Source organism: Neorhizobium sp. T25_27 (assembly GCF_002968565.1).
Classification (GTDB): domain Bacteria; phylum Pseudomonadota; class Alphaproteobacteria; order Rhizobiales; family Rhizobiaceae; genus Neorhizobium; species Neorhizobium tomejilense.
Genome location: NZ_PVBJ01000007.1, coordinates 196,518 through 210,530, shown reverse-complemented (window position 1 = coordinate 210,530; position 14,013 = coordinate 196,518). Strand labels below are relative to the sequence as shown.

Sequence of the window (14,013 nt, the reverse complement as noted above, 5' to 3'; positions counted from 1 at the left end):
TTCGTCAATGACCACGATCCTATTCGATATCGCCCAACAGCTTTCAGCGCGGACGGAGTTTTCATCTCTTGCCATGGAGCGCGCCCGCGACGCGGTTATCGACACGCTCGGATGCATGATCGCCGGCACCAAGGATGCAAGCGTAGCGGCGGTTACCGCGGCTTTCGGCAGTGAGATATCGGGCGGCGGTTCCAGATGGCTTGTCACAGGCGGATACGCGTCGCCCTCGGTGGCGGCACTTGTGAACGGCACGGCGGCTCATGCTCTCGATTTCGATGATAATTTTCATCCCGGCCGGGCTCATGCGTCCGCAGTTCTGGTGCCGGCCCTGCTCGCCACCATACATTCGCAGCGCCCGATCAGCGGCAAGCCGTTTCTGGAAGCCTATCTCACCGGGCTCGAGGCCCAGGCGGCGGTCGGTTTTGGGGTCAATCCCTCCCATTACAACAGAGGTTGGCATGGTACCTCCACGGTCGGCGCGATCGGAACGACCGCCGGCGTCGCGCGCCTCCTCGGCGCCAACATCGAGGAGACGGCGCAGGCCATGAGCCTGGCCATCTCGATGGCATCCGGCCCCAAGGGCCAGTTCGGCACCCCGGCCAAACCGCTGCATGCCGGAATTGCAGCGCGCAATGCAGTCGAAGCCGCCTTGCTGGCAATGTCAGGCAGCGGCGGCCGGCTCGACATCCTTGAGCGCCCGCAGGGTTTTTTGGATCTCTTTGGCGGCGGTGAAGCCCAAGGTTGGGCGGACTGGCGGCTGGATGAAGCCCATATCATTGAAACCCGCGGTCTCGTCACCAAGCGCCATCCTTGCTGCGCCTCGACGCATCGGGCAATCGACGCACTTTTCGACCTGAAACAAGAATATCGGCTGAGTGCCGGTGAGATCGATCGTATCGACGTCAAAGTCGGGATTTCAGCCGCCCGCAATCTTGCTTATCCTAGGCCCGAGAACGAGATGCAGGCCCGCTTCTCGATGCCGTATTGCCTTGCGAGGGCGATGCTGCAGGACACGCTCAGCCTGTCGAACTTCGCGCCCGCCGCCCTTCGACAGGCAGACGTCCTTGCGCTGATGTCGCGGATCGAGATGCATTCCTACACATCAGGCGAGGAGTACGGTCATGATCGTCTTCCGCATGTGCTGACTGTGACACTGCGGGACGGTACGGGCCTGTCCAGCCAACGGCTTCACGCCAAGGGATCGATCGAGGCCCCCCTCGATGCCGGCCAGCGACGAAGCAAATTCTTCGATTGCGCTCGTTGGGGCTCCGGACATGCGACCGATGATCTCTACGACAACCTCCTGGATCTCTCTCAGTCGACATCGGTATCAAATCTCCTGAATTTGCTTGCGGCGTCGTCTTGAGCGAGGCATCTGAAGGCGAAGTTTCAGCACCAAATCAGTGTCAGCTTCCTAAACGGGTGGTATTGCCTCAAGCCTGCGAAAATGCGGCACGTCCATTGCCCGGCGCTCGATCGAGGAGATCAGCCGCTCAACAGTCGCAGGCAGCGGTACGCCGGTTGCCGTGATGACGCCCCAGTAGAACGGAATGTGGAAGGCGAGCGGCAGGATCACCACATCCTTGATCGGAAGGCCCGTCAGAGTAACGGACTCAACGATCGCCACGCCAAGTCCCGATCGAGCCAGCGCGAGCGACACATAAGTCGCATTGCTGTCGATAATTCCACCCGTTTCGATCGACTGTTCCGCAAGTGCCTTGTCGATCCTCATCCTCAGCCGATAGGGGTTGGCGGAAGCGATCAGCCGGCGGCCCTTCAGGTTTTCCGCGGAAAGCAGATCGAGACCGGCCAGGGGATCGTTTACGGCGACAACGGCGACACAGGGGACTTCGCCCACCCAATGCACATCCACCCCCGGATTATCCAGCGGAAGGCTTGCGATGCCGATATCAGCAGTTCGCGCCACGACCGCCTGCACGACATTTTCAGCCGACGTGCTTCGAAGGTGGACATGATCCGGAAACTGGTCCGCGGGTAAGTCACTGAGGGCGAGCGGGACAATGCTCGCGGCGATGGCCGGGATCGACGCCACCTCGATAGGCGTCGCCCGCGCTGTCGCGATCGACCGGGCACGTTCGCTGATCGTGCGCAATCCGCTCAAGAACAGCTCCGCCTGCGCAAAGAAGGCCACGCCATGCTCCGTCGGCGCTATCCGCGGACCGTTTGCGATGCAGGATCGGAAATCCGAGTTCCTGCTCCAGATCTTGTATGAGCCGGGTAATCACCGGCTGCGACTTGCCCAGCGCTTTGGCAGCTCCTGTCATACTGCCGATCGAGATCACGGCAACGAACGCCTCGAGCTGTTTCGTATCCAGATAGTCAGGGGGCATCCAAAATCCCGAATTCGGCAAGACCGCAAAGCTTGGCAATTGTTGCAAGCCGACTAGATGTCTTCTTAGACCGGCTCGGATTGCCCGATAATACCCATAGGTCGATTTGCTCAGCGGAAGCTAGAGGTGGATTGAACAAGATCGGCAATCTCCATCATCGAAGCGAAGCCCATAAAGCGACAGGCTCGCCCCAGGGAAGCCTGGTTAGGCGGGCGGCCTTTCCCAAAGCGCCGTTCGGCTGTCGAAGGGATCGATCGAGAGGCGGAATACGCCCTTCTCCATATGCAGGACCTGTGGCTTTGCGCCGGAATAACGAGGCCACCTGCCTGCCGGCGTCTCAGGCGCCGCGTCGCGAATAAACGAGACCCAGACGTCGTGAACCGCTGTCGCGAAGGTCCTATCCCTGACGGACTGGCGGGTCGGCAGATGGCTGACGTCCATTCCCTGGCGATACCAGACCTCGCCGACCTCCGCACCGTGTGGCGCGCCAAGCTCGTTCGGCTCGACGGGACCATAGAGATATTTATAGACCGGCTGATGCGCGGCATGGAGGCGCGCGAACCGGGTGGCAGGGTTCTGGAATACCAGGTCACCGCCGACGGCCCTCCAGATCCCGCGTGCCGTGTGCTGCGGAAGAGCTTCACGATATCGCCGGACGACCTCGACGCCGGTCAGTCCCAAAGGCAAATGGAACAAGGTTGGTTTCTAAAAGAATTTCATGTCTCAGGTCATTTTATCCTTCAATGCCGAAGATGCACGGCTCGGTCTTCAGCCACAGTCGCTGGCAGTGCCTGAGCCCTATCGGTCCAACATCGACGGGGTCCATTTTTTGAATGAGGATGCTCAACTACGCGCAGGCGCCAAAGGGAACTAAAATGACCCAAGACTCCGTAACTGGTCACCGACCAACGATCATTGTCCTTGATACGCCGAACGAAGCCGCGTGGAATGCCAGTAAACAGGGGCCGTCGTCTCCTTGTTGACAAGGGATATGATGCCGACAGCATCCGTCAAGAGCTTCTTTCCATGGCACACGCCCAGTCATTCCGCCTCGAGCAAGCAGAAAACGCCTAAATCTAAAGGCACGCCATTGCTACCTTGCGCCATCCGGCCGCAAGGCTAGTGTTGGATGCAAACGACAGCGGAAATCGATGGCAGCCAAGACGACACTCAACGCGAAAAATCTGGAAACGCTCGGCGCGCCGCGTCTGGCCGAACTGCTCATCGAGATCAGCACCGGCAGCGCCGCAAACAAACGACGGCTTCGCATGGAGCTTGCCGGTAATCACAGCGGTGCCGAGATTGCACGCGAAGTGCGCAAGCGGTTCGCAAGCATTGCCCGTTCGCGAACCGTCATAAACTGGCGCAAGGTGAAGGCAGTTACGGCAGACCTGGAGACGCAGCGCAAAACGATCGTCGATGTCGTTGCCCCCGACGATCCGAAGGAAGCCCTGGAGCTCGCCTGGCAACTCCTGGCGCTGGCCGATCCCATCTTTCAGAGGTCCGCCAACGAAAGCAGCTCGATCATCGAAAGCTTCCACCAGACATGCGTGGACGCCGGTGTGATCGCCACGTCGGCCGGTGTCGAGAAGGACGCCCTTGCCGACAAGATCTGCGCTGCGGTGCAGAACAACGACTATGGCCAGTATGATCCGCTGATTGCGGCTATGGCGCCCGCGCTCGGCAAGGATGGCCTTGAACGACTACAGGCCCTGCTCATGCAGTGGTCGAAGGAACCTGAGGACAAGGTAGTCCAAAGCGGCTGTCAGGTTCTCGGCTGGAGCAGCCAAGGAGCGATCCACGAAGTCCAAGTCTACGGAAATCACCGGGAACGGACGGTGCGCATTGCCTTGCAGGAAATCGCCGATGCCCAGGGCGACGTGGATGCGTATATCGCCCAGCAGCCAGAAAAAACCCGCAAGGCGCCCCTGGTGGCGACAGACATCGCTCGTCGGCTCCTTTCCGCAGGACGCGCCGCCGAGGCACTCGAAACGCTGGACGCGATCGACACCCGGAGCCGTGTCGACGCTCCGATCGAGTGGCAACTCGCCCGTGTCGAGGTACTCGAAGCCTTGGGGGGCGCGGACGAAGCGCAGGCGGATCGATGGAAGTGGTTTGAGCAGTCACTGAACGACGTGCACCTGCGTGCCTTTATCCGCCGGTTGCCGGACTTCGATGACATGGAGGCCGAGGAAAAGGCGTTCGCTTTTGCCCAAGCATTTCCGGAGGTGCATCGAGCACTCGCGTTTTTCCTGCACTGGCCAGCACTGGCCGAGGCGGCCAAGCTCGTGCTGAAGCGAAAGGGAGAACTCAATGGCGATCTCTACGACCTGATGACGCCGGCGGCAGAAGCGCTGGCCGAGAAACATCCGCTCGCGGCAACAATCGTGCTGCGCTCCATGATCGACTTCACGCTCGAGAACGCACGATCCAGCCGCTACAAACACGCGGCGCGGCATCTTGTCAGATGTGCATCGCTTACCTCTCACATCGAGGATTTCGCGGGCTTCGCTTCCCATGATGCCTATGTCACGGCACTGACGTCCCGACACGGCAACAAGCGTGGCTTCCGAAGCCTGATGCCGTAACTCGCGTGGTCGTCCAGCCGGTCAGGAGGATTTGCTCCTCAACAGCCGGGAACGCGGCGCGCTATTATCGTGACCAGGCCCCTGCTCTCAGGGACAGGCGGTCGAGCCGTCCGGCTTGCAGGTGATCTTCCGCTCCCAGTGAATGTAATCGTCCGTGGCCAGCACTTTTTCGTCGATCTCTAGACCCCAGCCCGGGCGATCCGGGCGCTGGTTCATATATCCATCCACCGGCATATACGGGTCGAGCGCCCAGGGCGCGTGCACATGCGGCTTGAACTCGAGGATCTTGAAGTTCAGCTGGGCGGCGCAGAAATGGATGTTCACGGCTGTTGCCAGCGGACCCATTGGGTTATGCGGCGCGATCGTCACGCAATGCGCTTCGGCAACCGCCGCGATGCGGCGCATTTCGGTGACGCCACCGACGACGCAAATGTCGGGCTGGATGATGTCGGCGCCGCGCGAGGTCAGCAGCGACAGGAATTCGAAGCGGTTGTAGAGAGATTCGCCGGTCGCCAATGGCACCGTTACCTTCGATTTCAGCTCCGCCCAAGCGGGAATATGTTCAGGTCGTATTGGTTCTTCGTAGAAAAGCGGATCATAGGGCGCGATCGTCGCAGCCAGCTGGACGGCCTGGTAGGATTCGTAGACCTTCGCATGCGCATCGAAGGCGAATTCGAAATGCGGAGGGGTGATCTCACGGATCTTGCCGAAATAGTCGCCCGTTTCCTTTGCCAGTTCGCCCCCAGCGGCTGTTGTGAAGATCGCGGCGATAGGGGCCTAGCTTGAACGCGGTATAACCGTAGTCTTCATGGAGCTTGAGCGTCTGATCGAGCGCGTCCTGTGGATCGGGTGCGGTATAGACGCCGCAATAGACACGGACGCGGTCACGCACATTGCCGCCCAGCAGCATGTAGACCGGCAGACCCGCAGCCTTGCCGGCGACATCCCACAACGCGTGGTCGATTGCAGAAATCGCGGCAAGGCCGAGCGCTCCGGGAGGAAACCAGCACTGCTGGGTGGGCTTCAGGGCGGGGAATTCCACGCGGCGCGGGACCTCGCCCTCGATCTGGTGGAAAAGGTAGTCGAGAAGCGGCGGAAGCGCCAAGTCGGGGCCGTGATTGTAGCATTCGCTCCAGCCGGAAATGCCTTCGCTGGTCTCGATCTTGAGCAACAGGCGAGGACGGTCGTCGATGCGCTGCATCTATGTCTTTATTCCGGTAATACGCACTTTAGTTTTCTCCCGTCAGGCGGCGAGCGCTTCGTTTTGACGCGGTCGACAATGCCGCGCAGGATCCGCCGCTCATCCTCGTTGAGAGCGACGACGCCCGGAATGCGCACCGGGCCGACATCGGTGCCGAGCATGCCGACGTATCCATTCAGGCGGAAATCCTCAACTTATTAAAGGATCTGCGCGATCGGGAGAAACTGACCTATATCCTCGTCAGCCACGATCTCGCGGTCGCGCATCTTTGCGATCGCGTCGCCATCATGCAGAACGGCGGCTTCGTGGAAGTTGCCACCAGGGCGCAGCTGGTCGCGGGAACCGTGGCGTATCCTTATACCCGCGTGTTGACGGATGGCAGCAGAGGTTATGGCCCCAAAGCGCTCGGTTGGTGTTACCGCCTCCTGATCGCAGAAGACAGAGAAGGCGGACCATAAATAGTCCTCCTCCCTGCCAAGATGGGACTCATGCCGATGATTGCAATGGCAACCGGGCACCACCGCCAAGTTCTTCTTCACCCAAAAGCGAGCGTGGGAGTTGGTTGAGGACGGCATAACTATCTATCTATTGGATAGTGCCAGTCACGATGGGATCCAATTTGTCGAGTTGGTCCCAAGCGAGCGACGCGCCAAACAGCAGCACAGCAATAATCGGGATAACCAAAAGCACAGCACCACCGGAAACACGCATAACAAAACCTCTCAGCGATTGAGCCGCAGACTCATGCTCCGGCTTCGTTACCGAAAGGTTAATTGCGTCTCGCTTTCACACAGGAAGGCACACCAGCTGGACTTCTTCCCCGACCCGCACTCCCTTCAATGATTGCTGAGGAGGGTTGGCAGATGGAGGACGTCATAACTTACGAGTTGCAGACACGATACCGATCCCCATTGAACGGACCGGACGGCCGGCGGTTCAGGAAAGGGCGAGTTCAGGGAGGGATGAAGCCGGGCGATCTGTCGACTGAGCGGCTTCATCAGGAATGGCTACTAGAACAAGAGCACCTATGCGAAGCTGGCTCCATCTATAGGGCGATGAAACGGCAATGCTCCTCGGGCTTTCGACGATCGTCGTGCTTTTCGTAACGAAACCGTTTTGATCGGATCGGCGTGCCGCGATGATGGTGCCGCTTACCAAGCGCCTGATAAACATGAGCGGATGCAAGTCGTCCTGGTGATTCCGGGACAAAGAATGCTGTAGTGTGCCGGCGAGCGCGTGCTGCGGCTTTAGAGATTCTGAGAAGGAAGCTGATATGGGATGGAAAACGCCAAAGGTCGAGTTCGTCAACGGTTATAGGATTGTTGAGCTCGAGGGACCGACCTTCAAAGTTTATGACGGCGACCGCCAGCTCGGTGAGGATTTCCCCTACTCCGGCGAAGCGGCCGCTCACGCGAAGTCTCTTCCAACACTGGATCCTCCGCGGCGCTGAGTAGGAATTCCGAGCGATTTTCGGGCACTTCCTCTTCGGTGGTCTCGGTGGAAATCGGAGTCAAGGACACTTAGCCAAATATCACCTTTGTTGGGACCATGGATTGATCACTTTCATCCGGCGGCCTCGAAGGGGCTTGCGTTGCGTATTGCGACCGCGAGGCCATTCGCCGCTGCTGTGGCTGCAATATATCCGACTGCCTTCCCGGACACGCGAGCGCGCGCCATCAGTTCCGAGTAGATTGGGAGCGAAGTGAGGAAGCACGTCGCCCCCCAGGCGATCGCAAAGGACAGTTTGCCGTTTGCCTGAAGGATGGCAGTGAACCGCACCGGGTTTGCCGGAGGCTCCAACTTCTGAGAAAGTGGAGCCATCATGAGCAAGACAACGAACAAGTTTTCACCTGAAGTCCGTGAGCGTGCCATCCGCATGGTCCTGGATCATGAAGCAGAACATCCGTCACGGTGGGCTGCCGTTTCATCTATTGCGGCCAAGATCGGATGCTCGCCAGCCACGTTGCATGAATGGGTGAAGAAGACCGAGGTCGACAGCGGCAAACGAGCAGGCTTGCCGAGTGATGTGGTCGAGAAGATGAAGGCTCTTGAGCGGGAGAACCGTGAGCTTCGTCAGGCCAACGAGATTCTGCGCAAGGCGTCTGGCTATTTCGCGATGGCGGAACTCGACCGCCCCTTCAAACGATGATCTCGTTCATCGACGAACACCGAGGCGTCTTCGGGGTCGAGCCGATCTGCAGACTATTGCCGATTGCCCCGTCAACTTACTACGAGAACGTCGCCAAGCGCTTGGATGTGGATCGCCTGTCGATCCCCGCCCACAGCGATATCAGTCTGAAGATCGAGATACGTCGTGTCTTCGAGCAGAACTTCCGCGTCTATGGCGTTCGCAAGGTCTGGCGGCAATTGAAGCGTGAAGGCTTCGATGTCGCCCGCTGCACGGTCGCCAGGCTTATGAGGTCGATGAGCCTACAGGGCATCATTCGCGGAAAGCCGATCCGCGCGACATTCTCTGACAAGACGGCCCCGAGCCCGCTTGACCGGGTGAACCGCCGGTTCAAAGCCCCTGGCAACGCGGCAGCAACGAAAACACCAACGGCCAGCTACGCCAGTACTTTCCGAAAGGAACAGATCTGAGCCAGCAAGGGCCTGATGAACTCAGCGCTGCAGCGCACACTCTCAATAGCAGGCCCCGCAAGACGCTGGGTTGGCGCACACCTGCAGAGGCTTTCGACGGGATGCTCAAATCGGATATGATCGAGAGTGTTGCGGCGACCGGTTGAATCTGCCCAATACGTGTCGATTAGATATTCCGAGCGCTTGGCGGAAGCTGGCATAGAGCTTTCTGTCGGAAGCGTCGGCGACAGTTATGACAACGCCCTCGCCGAGACAATCAACGGTCTCTACAAGGCCGAGGTCATACATCGGCGTGGACCATGGAGGAGCTTCGAGACAGTGGAATTCGCCACTCTTGAATGGGTCGACTGGTTCAACCACCGACGACTTCTGGAGCCCATCGGACCGCCAGCCGAAGCCGAAGAGCAGTACTACGCCATGCTGGACGAACCAGCCATGGCCGCATAACTTAAACGAAATGGCCTCCGGCAAACCCGGTGCGGTTCAGAGAGATGGAAACCACCATACCGCGCTATATGCACCTGCCCGTTTCGAACATCGGAACGAGCCGTCTTTATCTTTGTATAGCCGCCTTCTTGTAGGCTAGCCATCTGTCTCGGCCGATATCTTCAGCTCGTTGCGAAGGAGGGTGGGAACAACTTGGGATTTAGTCGGCCGCCAACAGATCTCCAGCGCAGATCAGTCAAGCCAGCATAGCTTGAACATAGGCCTGGGCACTGGCCTCGAACATTGGGATCGATCATGACATTTCATGCAGACCATGCGGTGGGTATCCTGTTCGCCGCAACTGGCGGCATCGCCGTCTATCTCGGCCTGGACTACGGCTTCGGCGACCTTTCGGAAATGGGGCCGGGCGCCCTACCGGTGTTGCTTGGCACGACACTCTCCGTCTTCGGCATAGCCCTCCTGATGAAAGCCACACTGGCGAATGCGGGTGCGGCAGCCATTGCGCTCATACCGCGCGAGGAAATCCGGCCATTCCTGGCGATCCTCGCGGCGCTGTTTGTCTTCAGCCTGCTTATCGACCGTGTGGGACTGCTGCCAAGCGTCGTCGCACTGATCGGTCTCGGCTGGCTTGCGGACAAACGCAGCCGGCTGAAGGAATTGCCCGCCCTGACCCTGGCGATCGTCGCCATCATCCTGGGCATCTTCCATTTCGGTCTCGGCATTCCATTCCACCTGTTCGACTGGAGTATCTAGCGTGCTGGACTTCGTTTCTTCCCTTGCGCTGGGCTTGCAAGTCGCCGCCAGCATCGACAACCTCTTCTATTGCTTACTCGGCGTCACGCTCGGAACCGCCATCGGCGTGCTGCCGGGCGTAGGCCCGATCATCACTATCTCGCTGCTCCTGCCGCTGACTTTCGGACTACCGCCAGAAGGTTCGGTGATCCTGCTGGCCGGCATCTATTATGGCGCCGCCTATGGCGGATCGACGACCTCGATCTTGCTCAATCTTCCCGGCGAAGCATCGTCGGCGGTCACCTGCCTGGATGGCTACCAGATGGCACGTCAGGGTCGCGCAGGCTCGGCGCTCGCCATTGCCGCGCTTGGTTCCTTCTTTGCCGGCACCGTCGGCACGCTGCTGATCGCGCTTGCGGCACCCGCCATGGCCTCGGTAGCCGCGAAATTCGGCTCGGCGGAATATGCCGCCCTCGTCTTCTGCGCGCTTGTCGCTACCGCCTCGATTGCCAAGGGCGGTTTCGTCAAGGGCATCGGCTCGGCAGTTCTCGGCGTGCTTCTGGGCTTGGCGGGTGCCGATGTCGCCTCCGGCGTCTTCCGGTTCACCTTCGGGATTGCGGAACTTCGCGACGGTATCGACTTCGCGGTGCTTGCCGTCGGCCTTTTCGCGGTATCGGAAATCATCACCACAATCGGCAGCACGGGGACGCCGGAACTGGTCACCTCAAAGGTCGGCCGTCTCTGGCCGAACCGCGAGGAATTCCGTCAGGCCTGGCCGGCCGTATTGCGCGGCACGGCGCTCGGGTCGTTCCTCGGCATGCTGCCCGGCGCAGGCCTCGCGATGAGTTCGTTCTCCGCCTACATGGTCGAGAAGAGCATTTCGAAACAGCCCGGTCGTTTCGGCAGCGGCGCGGTTGAAGGTGTTGCGGCTCCCGAGGCGGCCAACAATGCGGCATCGCAGACCGCCTTCATCCCCACTCTGATGCTCGGCGTGCCCGGCAGCCCGGTCATGGCGCTCTTCCTCGGTGCGCTGCTGATCCAGGGCGTCAATCCGGGCCCGAGCATGATTACCAACAATCCGCAGCTTTTCTGGGGACTGGTCGGATCGATGTGGATCGGCAACCTGATGCTCGTCATCCTCAATCTGCCGCTGATCGGCCTGTGGGTGACGCTGCTGACCGTGCCGTATCACTGGCTCTATCTGTTCGTCCTCGCCTTTGCCTGCGTCGGGGTCTTTTCGATCGGTTTCTCATCGTTGCAGATCCTGACCCTCGTCATCTTCGGGGTCGTCGGCTACCTCCTGAAGCGTGCCGACTGCAGCCTTGCCATGTTCATCCTCGGCTTCGTGCTCGGGCCGATGTTCGAGGAGAATTTCAGACGTGCCCTGTCACTGTCGCGCGGCGATCCAATGACCTTTATCAACCGCCCGATCAGCCTCACCTTCGTGGTCCTCGGCATCGCGATCCTGCTGGCTGCCACCACATCTTTCGTAAGGAAAGGCGCACAGGAGGCGGCGGATTGAGGCCTACGTCGTCCTCCGGGCGGCTGTAAATTCGAGTGCCATCAGTGACTTTACCCGCGCAGCCCCCTGAACAGAGCGCCAATGTCCTCGGCTTCCTCCAAATTGAGCAGAGCTGTCGCCAGTTCCTGGCCCGCCGCGTCGGAAATCACGCCACGAACATTCGCCCGGAATTTCTGCAGATAGCCCTCGCGGGCGACCGGGTTGCGGCGGGTGCCCGGCATATCCTCGATCGTATGAGATAGTTCGCGTCCATCTTTCAGGCGGACGGAGACGGTCGCGCGCGAACGGCTGATATCATGTGCGGCCACCAAATCCGGCCGGTGGATGACCTTATCTGCCATCGCGTTGATGAGCGGGTTGACGAGGTTCTCCGGCGCGTAGGCATCCTTGTCCATCCGGCCAAGCACCAGCGCTTCGGCGACCGTATGTTGCAAGCTGATACGCCCGTGCCAGGAGGTCCGCGGCCGGCGCTTTTCTTCGACCGGCTCGCAGACGGTCGCAAAGGAACGGGGCATTATATCGCAATAGATGACATCCACATCTTCCGGCTTGACGCCATGAGCATCGCGAAGCTCGATCGCCGCGGCGATGAACGGGATCATCGTATATGCGCAAGGATGCGCCTTCGAGGCGATGTTCAACACTTCCCAGCGCTCGCCGAGTTCGTCCGTCAGTGCCGAAAAACGGAACTCGGGTTTGGACTGAAAATAGCTCTTGAACCAGCCGAACTTGCCTTCGAAGACCGGATAGGGACCGGAAATGCCCTGGTTCGCCAGTGCGACAGCGCGGATTGCCGACGATGCCGCCATGCCGATATGCAAGGTTTTGGTCGAGGTACCGTCTTCAAACGAGGCAATCGAGCCCGCCGAGAGGCTGGCCGCCGTACCGATCGCATGCACCGTCTGCTCGACCGAAAAGCCCCGTAGATGCGCAAGCCCCCAGGCCGCGCCGAAGACGCCATAGACGGAACTCGGATGGAACCCCACCTCATGCATCCGCACCGGTGAGATGAGGCCAAGACGGCATAACAGCTCGCTGCCGATCAGCGCGGCGTCCAACAGGTTCTTACCCGAAAGACCGAGACGCTCGCATTCCGGCAGCAGGGCCGACAGCACGACACCGGTCGCATGGATGTTAGACTGGATATGTGTGTCGTCGAATTCGAGAACGGCGGACATGACCCCGTTGATGAAGGCCGCACTCGCGGGTGTCGAAGGCGCAACGCCCATCACGGAAAAGGCGCTCCCCTGGCCGCCGTCCGATTCCGCCACGGAGCGCCGTGCGGCCGAAACTACGTCGAGCCGGCTCGATGCGATCATCACCCCGACGACGTCCAAAATCCGCAATTTCGTATTTTCCAGGACGTCTGCCGGAACCGTATCGAGCGGAAACCCTGTCATCCATTCCGCCACCTTGGCGCTCAGGGTCGGGGCGGTCGAGCGTCTCTCCTGCATATTTGGATCCTTGTTGGCCTATACTAAACGATACGCGCCAGCAGGTCCGCGCGTGTTGGTGTGGCTGTCTTATCCGGATTGCTCCGACGGGTTATTTCTTGGGGAGCTCCATGCTCTTCAGCAACTCGCCGAAATAGGCATATTCGGCCTCAAGCTCCTGCTGAAGCTGCACGCTGGTGCGGAAGCGCGGCGAGAAGCCGGCGCGGGTGAGAGCAGCGCGGAATTCCGGGCTGGCATCGGCGTCCTTCAGCGCCTTCTCGATCATGACGACAAGTTCCTTCGGCGTGCCGGCGGGCGCCATGACCGCCTGCCAGCCACCGGAGCGGATGTCCTTCAGGCCCACTTCCCGGAACGTCGGCACCTCAGGGAAGTCAGGCAGGCGCGCCTCGCTCGGCACGGCGATGGGCACGAGCTTGCCTTCGCGCGACGGCGGAATGACCATTGCGTCGATGACGAACTGCACATCTCCCGAGAGAAGCGCCTGAACCGCTTGCGAGGCCCCACTATAGGGAATGTGCCTGGCAGTGACGCCCACAGTCCGCAGAAAATCCACGCCGATAATATGGCCGGTCGAACCGACCCCCACCGAAGCGTAGTTCAGGGTTCCTGGATTGGCTTTCCCGTAGGCCACCAGTTCCTGGTAACTTTTCACCCCGAGCGATGCCGGCACACTCAGCATGCGCACGGATTCGCTGACATTGGCGATGGCGACGAAATCCTTGAGGGGATCGAAACCGATCCTGGTGATATGCGGCGCGATCGTGAAGATGGCGCTGCCGGCGAGAAGCAGCGTCCCTCCGTCCGGCTTGGCGCGGGCCGCCTTTTCGGTGCCGATCGTGCCGCTAGCGCCACCGATGTTCTCGATGACCACCGTGGTCTTAAGACGCTTGCTGAGTTCATCCGCGATCATCCGGCCGGTTATGTCACCGCCGCCGCCAGGGGCGTAGGGCACGATCATGCGCACCGTCGAGATGGGATACTGATCGGCTGCCCAGGCGCCCACCGTATAAAACAGCACCCCCGCCGCCGCACCCAAGCCATTCCTCATCCAATTTTTCCAGTGAACCATGGTCCCCTCCCTTGATGCCCGGCGACTGCAGAGATCGCATACTGGTAGCTG

General features: G+C 60.1%; 11 protein-coding genes, 4 pseudogenes and 1 other annotated feature. Of the genes and pseudogenes, 6 read left to right on the top strand and 9 right to left on the bottom strand.

Annotated elements, in window-relative coordinates:
- Positions 1-7 precede the first annotated feature (7 nt).
- On the top strand, positions 8-1,366 hold the full coding sequence (locus C5J24_RS20240) for an MmgE/PrpD family protein (RefSeq protein WP_105420397.1): 1,359 nt from the start codon (positions 8-10) through the stop codon (positions 1,364-1,366).
- Between the two features lie 48 nt (positions 1,367-1,414).
- Here C5J24_RS20240 and C5J24_RS20235 read toward each other — a convergent pair whose 3' ends face one another.
- From C5J24_RS20235 to C5J24_RS20230, 3 genes are all read right to left on the bottom strand, one after another.
- Positions 1,415-2,053: a LysR substrate-binding domain-containing protein gene (locus C5J24_RS20235; protein ID WP_245437469.1), complete on the bottom strand. Its 639-nt coding sequence runs from the start codon at positions 2,051-2,053 to the stop codon at positions 1,415-1,417.
- On the bottom strand, positions 2,001-2,285 hold the full coding sequence (locus C5J24_RS32425) for a LysR family transcriptional regulator (protein WP_245437468.1): 285 nt from the start codon (positions 2,283-2,285) through the stop codon (positions 2,001-2,003). The genes C5J24_RS20235 and C5J24_RS32425 overlap by 53 nt, the downstream gene beginning before the upstream one ends.
- A 270-nt stretch (positions 2,286-2,555) precedes the next feature.
- The gene (locus C5J24_RS20230; protein WP_245437448.1) at positions 2,556-3,047 is read right to left on the bottom strand and encodes a carboxylesterase family protein; all 492 of its coding nucleotides are present in this window, start codon (positions 3,045-3,047) and stop codon (positions 2,556-2,558) included.
- Positions 3,048-3,502: 455 nt separating this feature from the next.
- Between C5J24_RS20230 and C5J24_RS20225 the strand changes: the two genes are divergently transcribed.
- Positions 3,503-4,939 (top strand): DUF6880 family protein, encoded by a 1,437-nt coding sequence (locus tag C5J24_RS20225; RefSeq protein ID WP_105420395.1) that lies wholly within the window; start codon positions 3,503-3,505, stop codon positions 4,937-4,939.
- Positions 4,940-5,026: 87 nt separating this feature from the next.
- Here the strand turns inward: C5J24_RS20225 and C5J24_RS20220 are convergent.
- A pseudogene (locus C5J24_RS20220) lies at positions 5,027-6,140 on the bottom strand (mandelate racemase/muconate lactonizing enzyme family protein).
- Between the two features lie 8 nt (positions 6,141-6,148).
- On the bottom strand, positions 6,149-6,301 hold the full coding sequence (locus tag C5J24_RS31990; RefSeq protein ID WP_172724070.1) for a hypothetical protein: 153 nt from the start codon (positions 6,299-6,301) through the stop codon (positions 6,149-6,151).
- A gap of 3 nt (positions 6,302-6,304) precedes the next feature.
- Between C5J24_RS31990 and C5J24_RS32420 the strand changes: the two are divergent.
- Positions 6,305-6,598, top strand: a pseudogene (locus C5J24_RS32420) (hypothetical protein); the annotation flags it as partial.
- 587 nt (positions 6,599-7,185) lie between these two features.
- On the opposite strand, the gene C5J24_RS31980 reads toward C5J24_RS32420, so the two are convergent.
- Positions 7,186-7,551: a hypothetical protein gene (locus tag C5J24_RS31980; protein ID WP_172724055.1), complete on the bottom strand. Its 366-nt coding sequence runs from the start codon at positions 7,549-7,551 to the stop codon at positions 7,186-7,188.
- Positions 7,552-7,671: 120 nt separating this feature from the next.
- Positions 7,672-7,902: pseudogene (locus C5J24_RS32415) on the bottom strand (VapC toxin family PIN domain ribonuclease); the annotation flags it as partial.
- A 60-nt stretch (positions 7,903-7,962) separates the two neighbouring features.
- Here C5J24_RS32415 and C5J24_RS32690 point away from each other — a divergent pair.
- From C5J24_RS32690 to C5J24_RS20175, 3 genes and pseudogenes are all read left to right on the top strand, one after another.
- Positions 7,963-9,185 (top strand): annotated as a pseudogene (locus C5J24_RS32690) (IS3 family transposase).
- Positions 8,244-8,360, top strand: a sequence feature (AL1L pseudoknot). Its footprint overlaps the pseudogene before it by 117 nt.
- A 294-nt stretch (positions 9,186-9,479) precedes the next feature.
- Positions 9,480-9,938: a tripartite tricarboxylate transporter TctB family protein gene (locus C5J24_RS20180; protein WP_105427761.1), complete on the top strand. Its 459-nt coding sequence runs from the start codon at positions 9,480-9,482 to the stop codon at positions 9,936-9,938.
- A 4-nt stretch (positions 9,939-9,942) separates the two neighbouring features.
- Positions 9,943-11,439: a tripartite tricarboxylate transporter permease gene (locus C5J24_RS20175; protein ID WP_105420582.1), complete on the top strand. Its 1,497-nt coding sequence runs from the start codon at positions 9,943-9,945 to the stop codon at positions 11,437-11,439.
- Positions 11,440-11,489: 50 nt separating this feature from the next.
- Here C5J24_RS20175 and C5J24_RS20170 read toward each other — a convergent pair whose 3' ends face one another.
- Complete coding sequence (locus C5J24_RS20170) at positions 11,490-12,893, bottom strand: MmgE/PrpD family protein (RefSeq protein ID WP_105420389.1); 1,404 nt, start codon at positions 12,891-12,893, stop codon at positions 11,490-11,492.
- 91 nt (positions 12,894-12,984) lie between these two features.
- Entirely contained in the window at positions 12,985-13,941 is a 957-nt protein-coding gene (locus C5J24_RS20165; protein WP_172724066.1) for a tripartite tricarboxylate transporter substrate binding protein, read from the bottom strand.
- Positions 13,942-14,013 lie beyond the last annotated feature (72 nt).